The sequence below is a fragment of the Clostridium sp. BJN0013 genome (assembly GCF_040939125.1).
In the GTDB taxonomy this organism is placed as follows: Bacteria; Bacillota; Clostridia; order Clostridiales; family Clostridiaceae; genus Clostridium_B.
Genome location: NZ_CP162495.1, coordinates 1,718,951 through 1,733,053, shown reverse-complemented (window position 1 = coordinate 1,733,053; position 14,103 = coordinate 1,718,951). Strand labels below are relative to the sequence as shown.

21 protein-coding genes are annotated in these 14,103 nt (G+C 31.0%); 8 read left to right on the top strand and 13 right to left on the bottom strand.

Translation table 11 applies throughout. The annotated features are described in order from the left end of the window. Positions 1–79: 79 nt before the first annotated feature. The 3 genes from AB3K27_RS09095 to AB3K27_RS09085 all read right to left on the bottom strand — a co-directional run bounded on the left by AB3K27_RS09095 (position 80) and on the right by AB3K27_RS09085 (position 2,364). Positions 80–1,219 carry an aldo/keto reductase gene (locus AB3K27_RS09095; protein WP_368490871.1) on the bottom strand — a complete coding sequence of 380 codons (1,140 nt, stop codon included), beginning with the start codon at positions 1,217–1,219 and terminating at the stop codon, positions 80–82. An 89-nt stretch (positions 1,220–1,308) separates the two neighbouring features. Continuing rightward, positions 1,309–1,905, bottom strand: a complete 597-nt coding sequence (locus tag AB3K27_RS09090; RefSeq protein ID WP_368490870.1) for a TetR/AcrR family transcriptional regulator — start codon at positions 1,903–1,905, stop codon at positions 1,309–1,311. Positions 1,906–2,082: 177 nt separating this feature from the next. Then, positions 2,083–2,364, bottom strand: coding sequence for a hypothetical protein (locus AB3K27_RS09085; RefSeq protein WP_368490869.1), 282 nt, complete (start codon positions 2,362–2,364; stop codon positions 2,083–2,085). A gap of 356 nt (positions 2,365–2,720) precedes the next feature. On the opposite strand from AB3K27_RS09085, the gene AB3K27_RS09080 reads away from it, so the two are divergent. The 4 genes from AB3K27_RS09080 to AB3K27_RS09065 all read left to right on the top strand — a co-directional run bounded on the left by AB3K27_RS09080 (position 2,721) and on the right by AB3K27_RS09065 (position 5,186). Next, on the top strand, positions 2,721–3,071 hold the full coding sequence (locus tag AB3K27_RS09080) for a hypothetical protein (protein ID WP_368490868.1): 351 nt from the start codon (positions 2,721–2,723) through the stop codon (positions 3,069–3,071). 428 nt (positions 3,072–3,499) lie between these two features. Continuing rightward, entirely contained in the window at positions 3,500–4,450 is a 951-nt protein-coding gene (locus tag AB3K27_RS09075; protein WP_368490867.1) for a sulfide/dihydroorotate dehydrogenase-like FAD/NAD-binding protein, read from the top strand. A gap of 11 nt (positions 4,451–4,461) precedes the next feature. Then, positions 4,462–4,722, top strand: coding sequence for an FAD-dependent oxidoreductase (locus tag AB3K27_RS09070; RefSeq protein ID WP_368490866.1), 261 nt, complete (start codon positions 4,462–4,464; stop codon positions 4,720–4,722). After that, on the top strand, positions 4,719–5,186 hold the full coding sequence (locus AB3K27_RS09065; protein WP_368490865.1) for a helix-turn-helix domain-containing protein: 468 nt from the start codon (positions 4,719–4,721) through the stop codon (positions 5,184–5,186). The genes AB3K27_RS09070 and AB3K27_RS09065 overlap by 4 nt, the downstream gene beginning before the upstream one ends. A 47-nt stretch (positions 5,187–5,233) precedes the next feature. Here AB3K27_RS09065 and AB3K27_RS09060 read toward each other — a convergent pair whose 3' ends face one another. Beyond that, a complete protein-coding gene (locus AB3K27_RS09060) occupies positions 5,234–5,512 on the bottom strand; it encodes a hypothetical protein (protein ID WP_368490864.1) in 279 nt (92 codons plus the stop codon). A 232-nt stretch (positions 5,513–5,744) separates the two neighbouring features. Between AB3K27_RS09060 and AB3K27_RS09055 the strand changes: the two genes are divergently transcribed. Further along, on the top strand, positions 5,745–5,930 hold the full coding sequence (locus AB3K27_RS09055; RefSeq protein ID WP_368490863.1) for a hypothetical protein: 186 nt from the start codon (positions 5,745–5,747) through the stop codon (positions 5,928–5,930). A 66-nt stretch (positions 5,931–5,996) separates the two neighbouring features. Here the strand turns inward: AB3K27_RS09055 and AB3K27_RS09050 are convergent, their stop codons facing one another. Beyond that, positions 5,997–6,191, bottom strand: coding sequence for a small, acid-soluble spore protein, alpha/beta type (locus AB3K27_RS09050; RefSeq protein WP_368488353.1), 195 nt, complete (start codon positions 6,189–6,191; stop codon positions 5,997–5,999). 809 nt (positions 6,192–7,000) lie between these two features. Here AB3K27_RS09050 and AB3K27_RS09045 point away from each other — a divergent pair. Next, the gene (locus AB3K27_RS09045; protein ID WP_368490862.1) at positions 7,001–7,408 is read left to right on the top strand and encodes a hypothetical protein; all 408 of its coding nucleotides are present in this window, start codon (positions 7,001–7,003) and stop codon (positions 7,406–7,408) included. Between the two features lie 84 nt (positions 7,409–7,492). Here AB3K27_RS09045 and AB3K27_RS09040 read toward each other — a convergent pair whose 3' ends face one another. Next, on the bottom strand, positions 7,493–7,651 hold the full coding sequence (locus AB3K27_RS09040) for a hypothetical protein (RefSeq protein WP_368490861.1): 159 nt from the start codon (positions 7,649–7,651) through the stop codon (positions 7,493–7,495). A 434-nt stretch (positions 7,652–8,085) separates the two neighbouring features. Between AB3K27_RS09040 and AB3K27_RS09035 the strand changes: the two genes are divergently transcribed. Next, the gene (locus tag AB3K27_RS09035) at positions 8,086–8,499 is read left to right on the top strand and encodes a hypothetical protein (protein WP_368490860.1); all 414 of its coding nucleotides are present in this window, start codon (positions 8,086–8,088) and stop codon (positions 8,497–8,499) included. 102 nt (positions 8,500–8,601) lie between these two features. Then, positions 8,602–9,441 (top strand): hypothetical protein, encoded by an 840-nt coding sequence (locus AB3K27_RS09030; RefSeq protein WP_368490859.1) that lies wholly within the window; start codon positions 8,602–8,604, stop codon positions 9,439–9,441. Positions 9,442–9,500: 59 nt separating this feature from the next. On the opposite strand, the gene AB3K27_RS09025 is transcribed toward AB3K27_RS09030, so the two are convergent. The 7 genes from AB3K27_RS09025 to AB3K27_RS08995 all read right to left on the bottom strand — a co-directional run bounded on the left by AB3K27_RS09025 (position 9,501) and on the right by AB3K27_RS08995 (position 14,098). Then, positions 9,501–9,815, bottom strand: a complete 315-nt coding sequence (locus AB3K27_RS09025; protein ID WP_368490858.1) for a hypothetical protein — start codon at positions 9,813–9,815, stop codon at positions 9,501–9,503. Positions 9,816–9,932: 117 nt separating this feature from the next. Further along, complete coding sequence (locus AB3K27_RS09020) at positions 9,933–10,853, bottom strand: glycoside hydrolase family 25 protein (RefSeq protein WP_368490857.1); 921 nt, start codon at positions 10,851–10,853, stop codon at positions 9,933–9,935. Positions 10,854–10,865: 12 nt separating this feature from the next. Further along, positions 10,866–11,237 (bottom strand): holin family protein, encoded by a 372-nt coding sequence (locus AB3K27_RS09015; RefSeq protein ID WP_368491136.1) that lies wholly within the window; start codon positions 11,235–11,237, stop codon positions 10,866–10,868. Positions 11,238–11,374: 137 nt separating this feature from the next. After that, a complete protein-coding gene (locus tag AB3K27_RS09010; RefSeq protein ID WP_368490856.1) occupies positions 11,375–11,626 on the bottom strand; it encodes a hypothetical protein in 252 nt (83 codons plus the stop codon). Between the two features lie 44 nt (positions 11,627–11,670). Further along, positions 11,671–11,808, bottom strand: coding sequence for an XkdX family protein (locus AB3K27_RS09005; RefSeq protein ID WP_083585765.1), 138 nt, complete (start codon positions 11,806–11,808; stop codon positions 11,671–11,673). 10 nt (positions 11,809–11,818) lie between these two features. Continuing rightward, complete coding sequence (locus tag AB3K27_RS09000) at positions 11,819–12,175, bottom strand: hypothetical protein (RefSeq protein WP_368490855.1); 357 nt, start codon at positions 12,173–12,175, stop codon at positions 11,819–11,821. A gap of 12 nt (positions 12,176–12,187) precedes the next feature. Beyond that, the gene (locus AB3K27_RS08995) at positions 12,188–14,098 is read right to left on the bottom strand and encodes a pyocin knob domain-containing protein (RefSeq protein ID WP_368490854.1); all 1,911 of its coding nucleotides are present in this window, start codon (positions 14,096–14,098) and stop codon (positions 12,188–12,190) included. Positions 14,099–14,103 lie beyond the last annotated feature (5 nt).

Genomic DNA, 14,103 nt, shown 5'->3' with positions numbered 1-14,103 from the left:
TCCAGGTGGGGTTTGCTCGTAAAGAATGCTTTTCTCCATCTCAACCTTTAAGCCTTTATCAAGTGAATATTATTAAATTTTATTCAAATAATAATCTAACTTTTTTTAATTTTTCACGAATTGGAATATTTTGTGGACAATGAGTTTCACATTTACCACATTCCACACAATTTGATGCCTTTTGATCAGGTGGAATAAATCCATAAGTTTCATCTTTTTCAAACATACTATGATTATTATAAGAACTGAAACATCCAGGAATATTTACACCTGAAGGACATGGCATACAGTATCCACAGGCCGTACAATTAACTTTCACTTTTCCCTTAATAATATTTTTAACTTCATCAATTATTTTTAATTCTTTTTCTGTCAACGAATTTTCTTTTGCCTCATTAGCTATTTTTATATTTTCTATGACCTGATCTATGGAATTCATACCGCTGAGAACAACTGATACTTCTGGATGATTCCATACCCATCTTAATCCCCACTCTGATGGGGTTCTTTTTATAGTTGCTTCACTGAAAGTGGTTTTAGCTTTCTCGGGAAGATTATTAACAAGTTTGCCTCCTCTAAGAGGCTCCATAATTGTAACTCCTAATCCCTTTCCAGCCGCATATTTTAATCCTTCTGTTCCAGCCTGAAAATTCTCATCCAGGTAGTTGTATTGTATCTGACAAAATGACCAATCATAGTAATCAACTATTTCTTTAAAGAGATCCAGTTTGTCATGGAATGAAAATCCAGCATATTTTATTCTGCCGTCTTTTATAGCGGAATCTAAAAATTCATCAATACCATTTTCTTTTAACCTATCCCAATCTCTGTGATTAAGTGAATGTACTAAATAAAAATCTATATAATCTGTTTCAAGGCGTTCCAATTGTTCGTTCAAGTATTTATCCATATCATTTCTTGTTTTTATCAACCAACTAGGTAGTTTAGTAGCCAATTTAACTTTCTTCCTGTAACCATTTTTTAGCGCTTTTGCTACAAATGGTTCACTTTTCCCGCCTTTACTCATACCAGTTCCATGATAAGGGTATGCAGTGTCTATATAGTTTACTCCCTTATCGATTGAATAACGAACTAGCTCCATAGCTTTTTTTTCATCAATCTTAGATAAATCCCTTCCTGGAAGGATTGGAAGCCTCATACATCCAAATCCCAAAATTGAAACCATTTCATTTGTCCTACCAAATTTTCTGTATAACATTATAATTCCTCCCAAAAATATTTTGTAGTTTGTGTTGTTGAATTTTTTACCAGATTTTTATTTTATTATAACATAGCTTAAGTTACTAACTAGTGTAGTCTTATAGCATCCCAACTCATTTGAATTATTTTCTTGATTTTCTCCTCATTTAATTTAAATTCCCCATTTAAACAAGCTTTTGCTACCTGATTGATAGGAGTATAAGCATAAATAATCAATAAATCTGTATCTACTTTTTTTAAAATATTTTCACTTTTTCCCCTTTCAAATAACTGATACATTGGTAAAAATAAGTTTAAACCCTCTTCACGGCTTAAACTTTGAATCAATGGTGAGTTTGCAAACTGTTCTATGAAGAGAAAATAGTCCTTACAGTTCAAAAGAAACTTGAGATAGTTTCTAAACACCAACTCAAATCCTGCTTTTACCGTAGTAGATGCATCAATGCCATAAAATATTTCGCAGCTCATCTTTTGTTTGACTGTCAGATACAATTTATTAATCATGTCATTTTTATTTTTAAAGTATACATAAATAGTTGAAGACGATACACCAGCCCTTTTAGCGATCTTAGACATAGATATCTCAGAAAAACCAATTTCATTAATAAGTTGTATCGTTGCAGTAAAAATATTTTCTTTTTTATTTTCATCTTTACATCTCATATTTAAATAATAAACGATCATTCGATTATTATCAAGTTTAAACAGGATAAATATGTATCATCATCATTGATAATGACATCTGTATACACAAGATAAATTGAGAAAACTCTCAAATTAGCCACTTATTTTGATCTATCCTCTTAAAATTATTATAGGGTAGTTAGTTAAATATTTAACTAACTACCCTATATTTTTAACTTAATATTCCTCTTTAAAATTTTTTTGCCAATTACTTTTTTCAACTCCATCTATTTCATCAAATATATTTTTTAAATAAAAGAATACTTGATTAATTTGAATATCCCTTGTATTTCTAATAGCCCCATTTTCTTTTACGATTTGACAAAAACTATTCTTATACTTATCAAATCCTATATATACTTTTATATTTATCCCAAATTCCTTATAATTGCCATATAAATATGGTTCTCCTTCTTTTATAGTATTGAATATCTGTAATATTTGATCTAATTTATCCATTTTATATGCCTCCTCTTATCTAATAATTTTATTTTACTACGTTTATCAACTTATTGCAATTATAATGTTAAAATTTTATCAAAAAGTGCAAATAAAATTTTTAAGTTTAAGTTCTATAATTTTACCACCTTATTTGAAAAAGGATATAACAAGACACAAATTGCCGGAATGTTAAATGTATACAGGAAGACAATTAGAAAAATAATAAATGATATGGAACTAAAATGAAAAATAATAAATCTAAATATGTTCTTTTAGATAAGGAATACTGTTCATAAATATATTTTATTATTCATTCACAAATATTCTATTTTATTCATAGTATAACATTGTAAATAAATTTGCGGAGGTACTTCATGAGCATTAATGATGCTAATGACAATATCAGTAACGAAAAGGTTGAGGACTCCTATGACTTTGAAAATTCCTACGATTTCGAATCCCCTATGTATTGTCCTTACTGTTCCATGCCTTATACTCGATTAATGGACGATGAGTGTATAGACGAAGATCCTTATGATGATGAACTTGAAGATGATGAGGACTCTTTATACTATCCTGGGTATAGACGAAAAGATCCCAGAAAACGCAGAAGAAGGCGCAGACGTAGAAGAAGGCGTAGACGCAGACCTAAAATGCATCATATGCCAATGGCATTTATCATGCCTATAATGCTGCCATATAGTGGTCACGATGATTGGTATTAATATTTAGAACACTTACTTCATATAACTTACTTAATTTATATAATACAGAAATAAACACCAGTTTTATTACTGGTGTTTATTTTTTACATACGATTAATTCATTAAATGGCACAAAATAAATTGCACTGCAAGTTCATACATAGATAGATTAAATAATTTCTACTGTTATATATTTTAAAGTAACAAAACATTATATAGAAAAATAATCTGATATTATACACATATTTATAATCAAGTGATTCTTAGATTCAGATGGAATTTGCTATAGGGAATACTCTTCATCTAAATCTTAGAAGAACTTATCCAGGAGCGCAGCATTGCTTATCCTCCATTTTCGAGAGACTGGGGTATTAGCTAATTGCAGCTTTCGGATAAATATTTTATCAAAAATAAAAACTTACAATAAATAATAGACGGAGGTTATTTGCATGTATTGTATTGACGCTGGGAGTATTTATTGTCCATGTCATCTTGCAGAAACTCTTGACTGCGTGTCCTGTTCCCAACTTTCTGGTGAAAAATTCTGTCAATGTAAAAATTGGCATGGTATATGTATATATGAACAATGTATGTCAAATGGAAATAAAGTAAAAAAATTAAGAGGAACTTATATCTCATATATATTAAAAAAAGAAATACTTCAGGATGATGTATGTATATTTACACTAAAAGCTCCCGAAAATCTTGTAAAAGAGCTAACTTATCCTGGAAGTTTTGTATTTATGAGAGGTGAAGAAAGTATAAATTATTACGATGTTCCCATATCAATAATGGAAGCTAACACAGATGAAGTTTTTTTAAAAGTTGCCATAAAATTAATTGGCATAAAAACTAAAAAACTATTTCAATTAAATAAAAATCAGAAAATACTACTTAGAGGTCCTTTTTCAAATGGAATAATGGGATTATCAAATATTTATAATGCTAAAGATGGCACATCTTTAATTATAGCAAGAGGAATAGGTATTTCGCCTTCAATTTCCGTTATGAAAAATCTACACTGTAATAATAACAAAATTATATCTATTTTGGATACTCAATTTGAAAATAACTTTGCCAGGGAGTACTTCGAAGAGTATAGTTCTAAAACCATACATTGCAGTATATTAGAAGATGGAAATCTTACAAAAGAATTTAAATCTATCTTAAAGGAAATCATAGATGCTGAAAATATAAATATAATTCACTGTGGTGGTTCTGATACCCTAACTTATAAAATTATTCAATCAGTAAAATCTATAAATTTCTCCTGCTGTAACAACACTAAAATGAACTGTGGTGAAGGAATATGCTCAAGCTGTACCAATAATGGAGTTAAGAGGTTATGCAAAATTCAAATGGATCCAAGAGATTTGTTTAAAAATAAAGAATTTATATAGGAGGTCTTTTCATGAAAGCAGTAGTAATTGGTTCCGGCTGGTCTGGATGTGCAGCAGCTCTAACTGCTAAAAAAGCAGGAGCAGATGTAGTCATGTACGAAAAAACAGATATGGTACTTGGCCTTGGAAATGTAGGCGGCATAATGAGAAATAATGGCAGATATACAGCTGCTGAAGAAATCATTGCTCTTGGAGCAGGAGATTTAATAAATATCACAGATAGTGTTACAAGGCATAAAAATATAAATTTTCCAGGTCACAATCATCCATGACTTATAGTATTGCGACACTAACCCAATCATTTGAATTCAACTTAAATGATTGCCTAAGACTTATATATCCTTATTTAGAATCAGATACATTTGGAATTAGACTAAGAAAAATACGAAAAAATAAGAATATAAAAGCCAAAGAACTAGGCAAAATTTTGAATATCTCTACAGGTACAATTATATCTTACGAAAATTGCAATATTAACCCATCTCCTAATATAATAATAAAGTTATATGAACTATTTGGCAATATTATAATTTGTGATGACTACATGGAATTTATAGTGCGTGATTGTAGTAAAATATTAGAACTATGGAGAAATAAAAATAGCTTAGATAAAAGACACGCCTCTAGGATTTTAGGTATTTCGGAAAATGCATATTTAAATTGTATAAATAAAAAAAATTTTATCTCCAAGAAGACTTTTGACAAAATGAAAGAAAAAATTAAAGATGTCTTATAGAATATAACAGAGGGGAATATTAAACTCCCCTCCTTACTTCATTGTCTTTATCCTCCTATCTGCTTCAGCTTTTTCTTTAGTTCATTAATTGTTTGCTGATGTTTTTTTATCTGTTTAAAAAGCTTAGCATATTCATCATTTTCCATTGAATCCGCATTGGCTTCATAGAATTTCTTTCCGATTTTTGCATAAACCTTATTGATATTGTCTTCCTCTTTGTTGATGCTCATATTGATTTTAGTTATTTCGACGAGTTCCCCTGATTTTTTAGCAGCCGCTGACGCTGCACTCCCGACTGTCTTATTTAAGTTATCAAGAAATGACATATAATCGATTTCCCCTTACTATGATGTAAGTTCGCCCCCAAGTTTACCGAACAAACATTAATCTACTTCACTATTATATCAGGATTTTTCAATAAATAATCTAATAGCAATTTGTAATATACAATGTATGCACTAAATATCCATATGTTCTTGCATAGAAACTGTAGAAAATATAGGGATTTTGACGAATTGTTTAGATTAGGTATAATGAAACAAAAAGGGGGCGTGATTAATGTTTAAAGGATTAGACACATTTAATGATGAGCTTTTCGATCTGCTGTATGAGAAAGTATTTGAGGCAGCTGCTATATATACTCCAAACTTAAATATCTATGACGAAAGGGTTAAAGAGGATGTGGCAAAGCAATTCGGAAGAAAGAACATGGAATGGTTCTACGATACGTGGAAGAAGATTTGAGAGTATGAACTCTATTGTCTTAATTAAAGCCTGCACCCCTCAAGGTACAGGCTTCCCATTACTTTATTATTTTAAGTCTTCTTCATAGGCTTTAATCATTTTCTTAACCATGTTTCCACCCACTGAACCAGCTTCTCTGGCAGTTAGATCTCCATTGTAGCCATCTTTTAAATTTACTCCAACCTCTTTGGCTGATTCCACCTTAAACCTGTTCAAGGCTTTTCTGGCTTCTGGGACTACTAACTTATTGTTACGTGTCATAATAAACACCTCTCTAAATAGTAATCTTTGATGCTACATTTAAAGTTTGTGCAGTTCTATAAAAAATACTCTAGGTAATTAAATGAATTTTTGAAAAATAAATATAAAATGTTTAAAGTTGGGTATAATGCTTAATGTCACAAAAACACTTATCTCATTAAATTAGTTTTATTATAAAAATTTTTATTTAAAGAATACCTTATATTTTAATTAAAATTGTTTCCTATATATTATATGCAATTTGAAAATTTTGGTCATACTATTTAAGTATAGTTATTCCTTTTAAATTTTTTAGCTGGCCTTTGGTCAGCTTTTTATGTGAATATATATTTAAACAAAAATAAACCCTACCAGAAAATCTCTAGCAAACTTAAAATAAATTTACCTTTAAGGTATATATCGGTCAAAAAAATAGTATGATTGGTTGATAATCATACTATTTGGAGTGTTGATTTAAAAAAATTAAACTTATTTTAGGTTGTGAAAAATTAATTAAGGGGGTTAGCCTTATAAGTATATGATATATGATTTTATAAGACATGTAAATGGTTTCAAGGCATAAAGCTTTCTTTTGTTTTGAATTTATTGAATTTGGATATAATAATTAATGCTCCTATAAATGTTTTATTATCTCACTCAATATGTTTTTACCATAATTCATAAAAGCTCTGGTGCTGCCAGGGCTTTTATTATAGAAATTTACTTTTAAGGTTAAGAGATGTATCAAGAAAAATCGAAACGTAAACATTCCAAATAACAGTTTTTTGAATAGTATACTATTGTGAGAAAAATTTTATTGGAGGCTTTTCATGTATAAATACATGTATCCACCATTAGAAACAACACCACCAATGTGTTGTTACTGTATGATGGTCAATAGAACTATGTATCCGCCTGTGATGCGCAAAGAGCCTAAACCTTTATTCAAGGGGGAAGAAAAATTTAAAGAAAACAAAATTAATAAAGGAAGTACAATGCCCTCTATGGAGAAGAAATCAGGCATGAAACAAGAAATGCCAGATATGATGGATATGTCAAAAAAAGATATGGAAAAAATGAAATTAGATGTACAAGAGATTGTAATGATGTTCGAGCAGCACCATCCTGATATGTTAAAGACATTAACAAACTGCGGCATGTCAATAAATCAAGCAAGGGAATATTTAAGTAAAATTGTTGAAATGTCCCTCATGCATCATATGATGCATCAAGTATAAATTATATACTAAAGAAATTATAAAGAGTGCTCAAATTGCACTCTTTATAAAATATAGTGGTCTTAACAGGCCGCTAGAGTTAACTTACACTGTTTTATTTACCACATCTGCACTATCTGTATTAGGATTAAACGCAGGAGCTAATAACTTATTTTCCTTAACTTCTGAATTTATCTTTCCACAAATAGCCTCTCTAAAATGGTTCAACTCTTCCTGAGATATTCCTGGAATCTTCTCAAGCAAAAGCTTGTCAAACTCTTTTCTCTTCTGTTCTCCTACCTGTGGTATGAATTTAAACTTTTGTTCTGTTGCATAGTAATAAATTGTAAGCTAAAGCAACTCAAATTATTTATTATAGTTGCATTATAACATCAGATTTGTCGATATATCCGTAAATAGAGAATATCTTCTCTTCATATGACATTTTCGAAAGATACTTGTCGATTTCTTTTGAAAAAATTAATGAGAAAAAAACTTTTTTAAAACAAATTACAACAAAATTTTTCCAAATTATATGATATCATTTATTCATAATTAATTTAAAAAAACATTTCACATGCATAAATCATAATAGATTTTAAACTTTATTAAATTCATAACTTGATTTTAGTAAATATATTTTCAATTTATGTATTATTTAAAAAGTTAATATTAAATATATAGGAGGATTGCACTTTATGAATAAATCTATAAATTCTCATGTATTCTTAATTGTTAAATTAATATGTTTAATAATTGTTGGAGCATTCATTAATCATATAACACAAGTTGCAAAAAATAATTTAGATGTTTTTTTAGTTCCATTTTCTATTAGCTTACTGTCTATAGCTTTTAGTTTTCTATTAAATATTGAAAATTTTATTAGACAAATTAAATTACATGGAGTTATTAAATGGAATATTCCTAAAATAACATTAGCTGTTATACTAATTATTATTTTTATATTATATATTTTAGAATATTTTAAAATACTTACTCCGTTTAACTTTATAGCGATATTAACAACTCAATATTCTTATTTATTTATATTTTTCGGAATTCTACTTGGATATACTCTTACAGAATTATTTATAAAAGAAAGTAATTATTAATTTAAAAAATGATATTTATTCTATTCATCTATTTAAAATATAAAAAAGACCTTATAAAGTCTTTTTAATATTAATAAAATAATAAGAAGGAGATTAAAATTTATGAAAAAAAACTTTTTAAAATTGCTAGCCTTATCTGTAGTTTTGGGCATAACATTTTCAACAACAAGTGTACAAGCACAAAGTACATCTTTAAAAGAGGATGCTAAACTAGTCACTGTGTATCAAAAAAGTGAGATAAAAGACATAAATACCCTATTTTACAGGGCAAAGAATAATATTAATGATTCTTATAATGATTCAAATGTAGCAACCAATAGTAATGATCCTTCTAATGAATTTAACAGTACTCTCTCAATAGCTAATAATTCTACGAGAGAAAATTTAAATATTAATAAGGATTATTCAACTAGGCAATTACTAAAAGTTGAAAAAAATACTACTACAGGTGAACAAATTAACCACTATGCTGAAACAATAATTGTTCCAATGGAAGTAAATAGCAATAATGAGCTTGTTGCAATTAGTCCTCAAGTAATTGGAAGTATATATGATTCTTCATATGATTCTTCTTCTTACTGTGTTTTAACATACGGCACAATATACTATGATACCGTTCAGTATTCTGGTTATAATAATCATACTTATAGAGCATTAAAATCTGTATCAGGTGGTTGGAATATATTAGATTCAAGTGTATCAGTTAGAAATAAACACGTACGAACTGTAACTCATGGCGGCTTAATGAATGGATCATATGATACTGAACCCGAAAAGCATTTTTATCCAACTGGATCAACTTTTTATTATGATGTAAGTATGAATTATGTAGATATTGATGTGGCATATGGACTTGGAATGATTGTAACAAGTACTGTTAACCGAGGAGGCTCATCATGGACAGCTACATTATCTGTAGGAAGCTTTAACTTCTGGGGATAAAATAAATATATGAATAAGCCTATTGAGGTCTTCCCAATAGGCTTATTCATATAATGCTACTATCTATGAGCATTTGCTGCTGAATGTATAGGTGTCAATATTCCCTCCCCTACCTTCATGACATTATTACATACCTCTTTATTTATAGCATCCAGTTCATTCTGGGTAAGCCCTGGTATTATTTCAAGCAGCCTTTTCTCCATTTCAGCTCTCTTGGCATCTCCTGCTTTGACTAAATCCTTAAATTCATCTTCTAAAGCATAGTATAAGCCCTTCGCAACACTAAGAGCACGATTGTAATTATCTGCTCCTTTTTTCGCTGCAAGAGCCTGTTTCTGTACCTCTATTGCATCTGCAACCTTCTTTATATACAAAGGTTCCTATAATTCCAAACACTCCTATAATAAACTGTACTCCCATACTTAATATTTGTTCTTTCATTTATACATTCCTCCATAATTTATAATTTAAAAAGAGAGCCTTTCAGCTCCCTAATTATTCAAAAATATACTCCAGGTTTCTATTTTCAAGACCCCATCCGTTGGCCTTTCCCAATTCTTCTGGAGTTCAGTTACAGCTTGGAAAGTTGGTTCGTCATAGAGCATTTGAGTATAAGAATTTTCCTTTAAATATTCATATTGTTCAAGTTTCTGTTGAATCCAGAGAACTACATGGGACTTATGACCCTTAATAATGATACCCTGGATTCCTTTTAATGCTGCCATAGTAGCCGGACCTGCTATTCCATCTACTTCTAATTTAGCGTTGTAGTCTATGTTCAAGTTATATTGCAGTGCTTTAATTTGCTCTATAAGTGGGTCTGGTTTTACTGGTTGTCTTGTACCAAAGCTGTTATAGAATGCTTCAGACATATAGTTTAAGTCTAGGTAGCCACTTATTCTTGGTATCTGTCCTTTATCTGTATACTGCCACATAGCATATTTACTCCACAGCGTAAAACACGGAGTATTTACTTCGTAATGGGCAACCCAAAGAGGATACTTCGTTATTTTGGAATTTAGATGTGTTTTTATGTAGCTTGGATTACAATAAATAAGTGCTGGTGCTATAGTGACTACTATTTCTAAGAAAGTCAGACATGCTTCTGTCATATCTCCAGAGCATTGCTGTTCAAAATCCAATACTACAAAATCTGGCTTGGCTCCTGCTGCAATCTGTTTAAAAAAGTTAGCTTCCTGTATGGCCTTTGCCCTATCTTGAAATCTAGCAAAATGATAAGCCCCGGTTATAAGTCCCAGGGCTTTAGCTTTAGCGATATTAGAATTATAATATTTATCTACAAAGGTACTTCCTTCTGTGGCCTTGGCTATTAAAAAATTGTGGCCGGTATTTTTAATTGAGTCTATACTAATTGAACCATTAAGGTTACTGATATCTACTCCTTTAATCATATATTTTTCCTCCTATTTATTTTTCAACTGTTCCAGTGCATTTTCCAACTTTTTAGGTACTGGAACACCTAATTTAATCGAATTTTCTAATATACTTATTCCCTCTATTGCCACATAAAAATATATAACCATAGTACGGAATGTCCAGCACTGCCCAAGGAGCCTGTCTAAAAGTACCGCCAGTATTAAAACAAACAGTATTGTAAATTTCTTTTTAAGGCCATTAAATCCCCTGGAGCTATTCAGATGTTTTTCTTTACATCCACACATAAGCCCTGTAATATAGTCTAAAACCATGCAGGACACCAATACTTTTATCCCCATTTCCCACCCACCAAAGCACCAGGTAAGTAATGCCCCCAGTGTAGAACTTGTAAACCCTATAGCTAGTAATTTTCCTGTAAATTCTTTGAAATAATTTATAAGGTATTCCACTTTAAACCTCCCTTACAGTTATTCTTAAACGCCAAAAAAGAGCTTTGGATTTCTCCAAAACTCTTTGTATTAAAGTTGCATTAAATTTAATAGTAACCGGTAGGAATTATATTGTTTTTATCAGGCATCGTTATATTATTAATGCATGTACCCACATTATCCTGATTATAAAAGCTACAACTGGCTACTACTTTAAAAGGATGCCTAGTATCAATTAACTGGTTTATCTGTTTTGACTTATCCTGTAATTCAGTAAAGATATCTGTAAATTTACATATGGTCCTATTTTTGCACTTCTCACATTGTCCCACTTCTCTCATCTCCCTATTTAAAGGCAAAATAAAAAAGCTATCTCTAGCTCCTATTTTACCTTCATATTCTATTATGCAATATAGTCTTGCCCTGTAATTTCTTTGAACTGGTCTGCTGTTAAATCCCCATTTGCTACAGCCCATTTTAAATCATCTATCGTAAGATAACCTAATGTGTAAAACATTTTATAAAAATCATATCCTAACATATTCAATCTCCTAACTTGATTTCAAACTATTTATAGCGTTTATAATAGCCTCTACTAATTCAGCGTTTTGGTTTGAACTAGTAAAGGCTTTGTTGAAAATAAAAAGCGCCTGTGAAATTGTTTTTATTTGGCCATCCATTGTTATTGGTATTGGGCTTAATTCATCAAATACAACTGCTTTTGTGCTTACATCTATATGATATTTTATCACCCTGCTGAATTCATCTGAATATGCTCCATAATCTAAATCTATATATGTTATTCCATTCCAGATTGGCCTTTCTTCTGTAGCATCTATTTGTTCTCCTGTGTCTAATATAATAGCTCCTGTTTGGCTATCATAGATTATTCTTCTGCCTAAATTCATTTAATCACTCTCCTATTCTATTGCTAACCAATTATAAGTTGTATTACTTATAAAATCATTATCCTCGTTTCTGGAAAATCCGTTTGTGCTAAAAATTATCTTACTGATTTCACCACTACCAGGAACGTATGATATAATAGGGGAGTGAATGTCTAACCAATAAGTGCCTGCATTGCCTCTATAATTAGGAATACACATAATAACAGTTGATGGAGTAAAATTTAATGTAGTAATAGAAGCATGCCCTATACTATCAAATGTTCCAGTTCCACTAGCATATTTCTTACCTCCTAAGCTTTCTATATCAGCACTTCCTTGTATCCCAAAATAGCTTTTTCCCGCTACTAAATTAGGCGCTATTAAATTAGGCTCACCTTTTACAGTTATGGCTTCATCATATATTCCTGCTGGTTTTACTATATTACTTGTCCCTGGTGTTACTGTTTGTGATCCTGTAGCTTGTACGGGTAAAGTACCTGTTATAAATCCATCTCTGGTAGTAGCTTTTTTACCTTGCCTTATATCTGTAGTTAATGCGTCTCCATCACCTCCTTTACCCGATAAGATAAAAGAATCTGAACTGCTTTCATATGAAAGTATAGCCGGTAGATTAGTCCTCACATTTGTTACAGCATTGCCAAAATAATCTTTAATTGGTTTTACTCCTGTAGAGCTTACATTCAAGGATATTTCTCCTGTACTAGCTGCATTAAACTTAACTATCAACAATTGATTATCTTTTAATGTAAATCCCTCTGGCGCTGATACCGAATAGGCATTACCCGAATTAGATGTTGTACCTAGATAAAGTATTTTATTATCAACTTCATCTTTTGTATAAGTATCTGTTTTATCTGCTTTAGTAGTAGGATTAAAATTACCGTCATGCCAAATCCTTCTCCAAGGTTGCCAATCTGCAAAATTTGTATCTGTGCCTTCTCCCATGCTTCCTTGTCTCATGTAATATTCATTATCATTGTGTCCTGTAATAATTTGAAATACAGAACTTAAACCACGAGACACAATTAATTGACCATAACTAATATCCGCACCTGTAGGTATATTAGTATAACCAGATGTTGTACCATGTAGTCTATAAAAACCAGATGTAAGAACCGTATTTAAATCTGTCCCTACTGATACCCCAACATATTTACTTACTGCATCTGTTATTCCATATCCTGCTAATGTTGTAGGCTTTCCAGATGTTATCTTACTCCAATCCAAACTAGGTATATCTGAAGCACTTAAAGTTGTTGCAGAAGTAACCCTACCCTTTGCATCTATAGTAAGTTTAGTATATGTCCCTGCGGTTGCCCCACTGTTTGCTAGTACCACAGTTATACTCTTATTAACAGAACCATCAAAAGTAGTACTTCCTGTGGCATCTCCTTCCAAAGATATTGTTCTAGGCGTCGCTAATTTTGTTGCAGTATCAGCATCACCGCCATTTGCTGGCATAGAAGTTGGAAAATCAATTATTTGTGCTTTTGTATGTGTATGAACCTTTGGAGCCTGTGCATTTACTCCAGAACTGTCTAATGTAGCTACTCCACTGTCAGCCCCCATCTCTGTTCTTTTTACCTGAGCATCATTTGTTACATTTCCCAGTCCTACATCACTCTTTGTCGTTCCATGAGGATTGGTACCACTTCCAGGGTGAGTGTAAACTGTTTTTTCTGTTCCATTTATTTTTATGTTTCCATTAGTACTAGACTGTTCCACTTTGTTGGCTCCTGCACTTATACCATCAAGTTTTACTTTATCCTCTTTAGACATTCTTCCGTCTTGTGTAGAAGATGCCTTTTTTACCATTTCCAAATCAACAGCAGCATTATCATCTACAAAATCCTGCCTCTTAGGATACTCATTTCCCTGCCATTGGTTTAATCCTATATTTGGTGTTTTGTTAGCGCTAGGCATTTTTC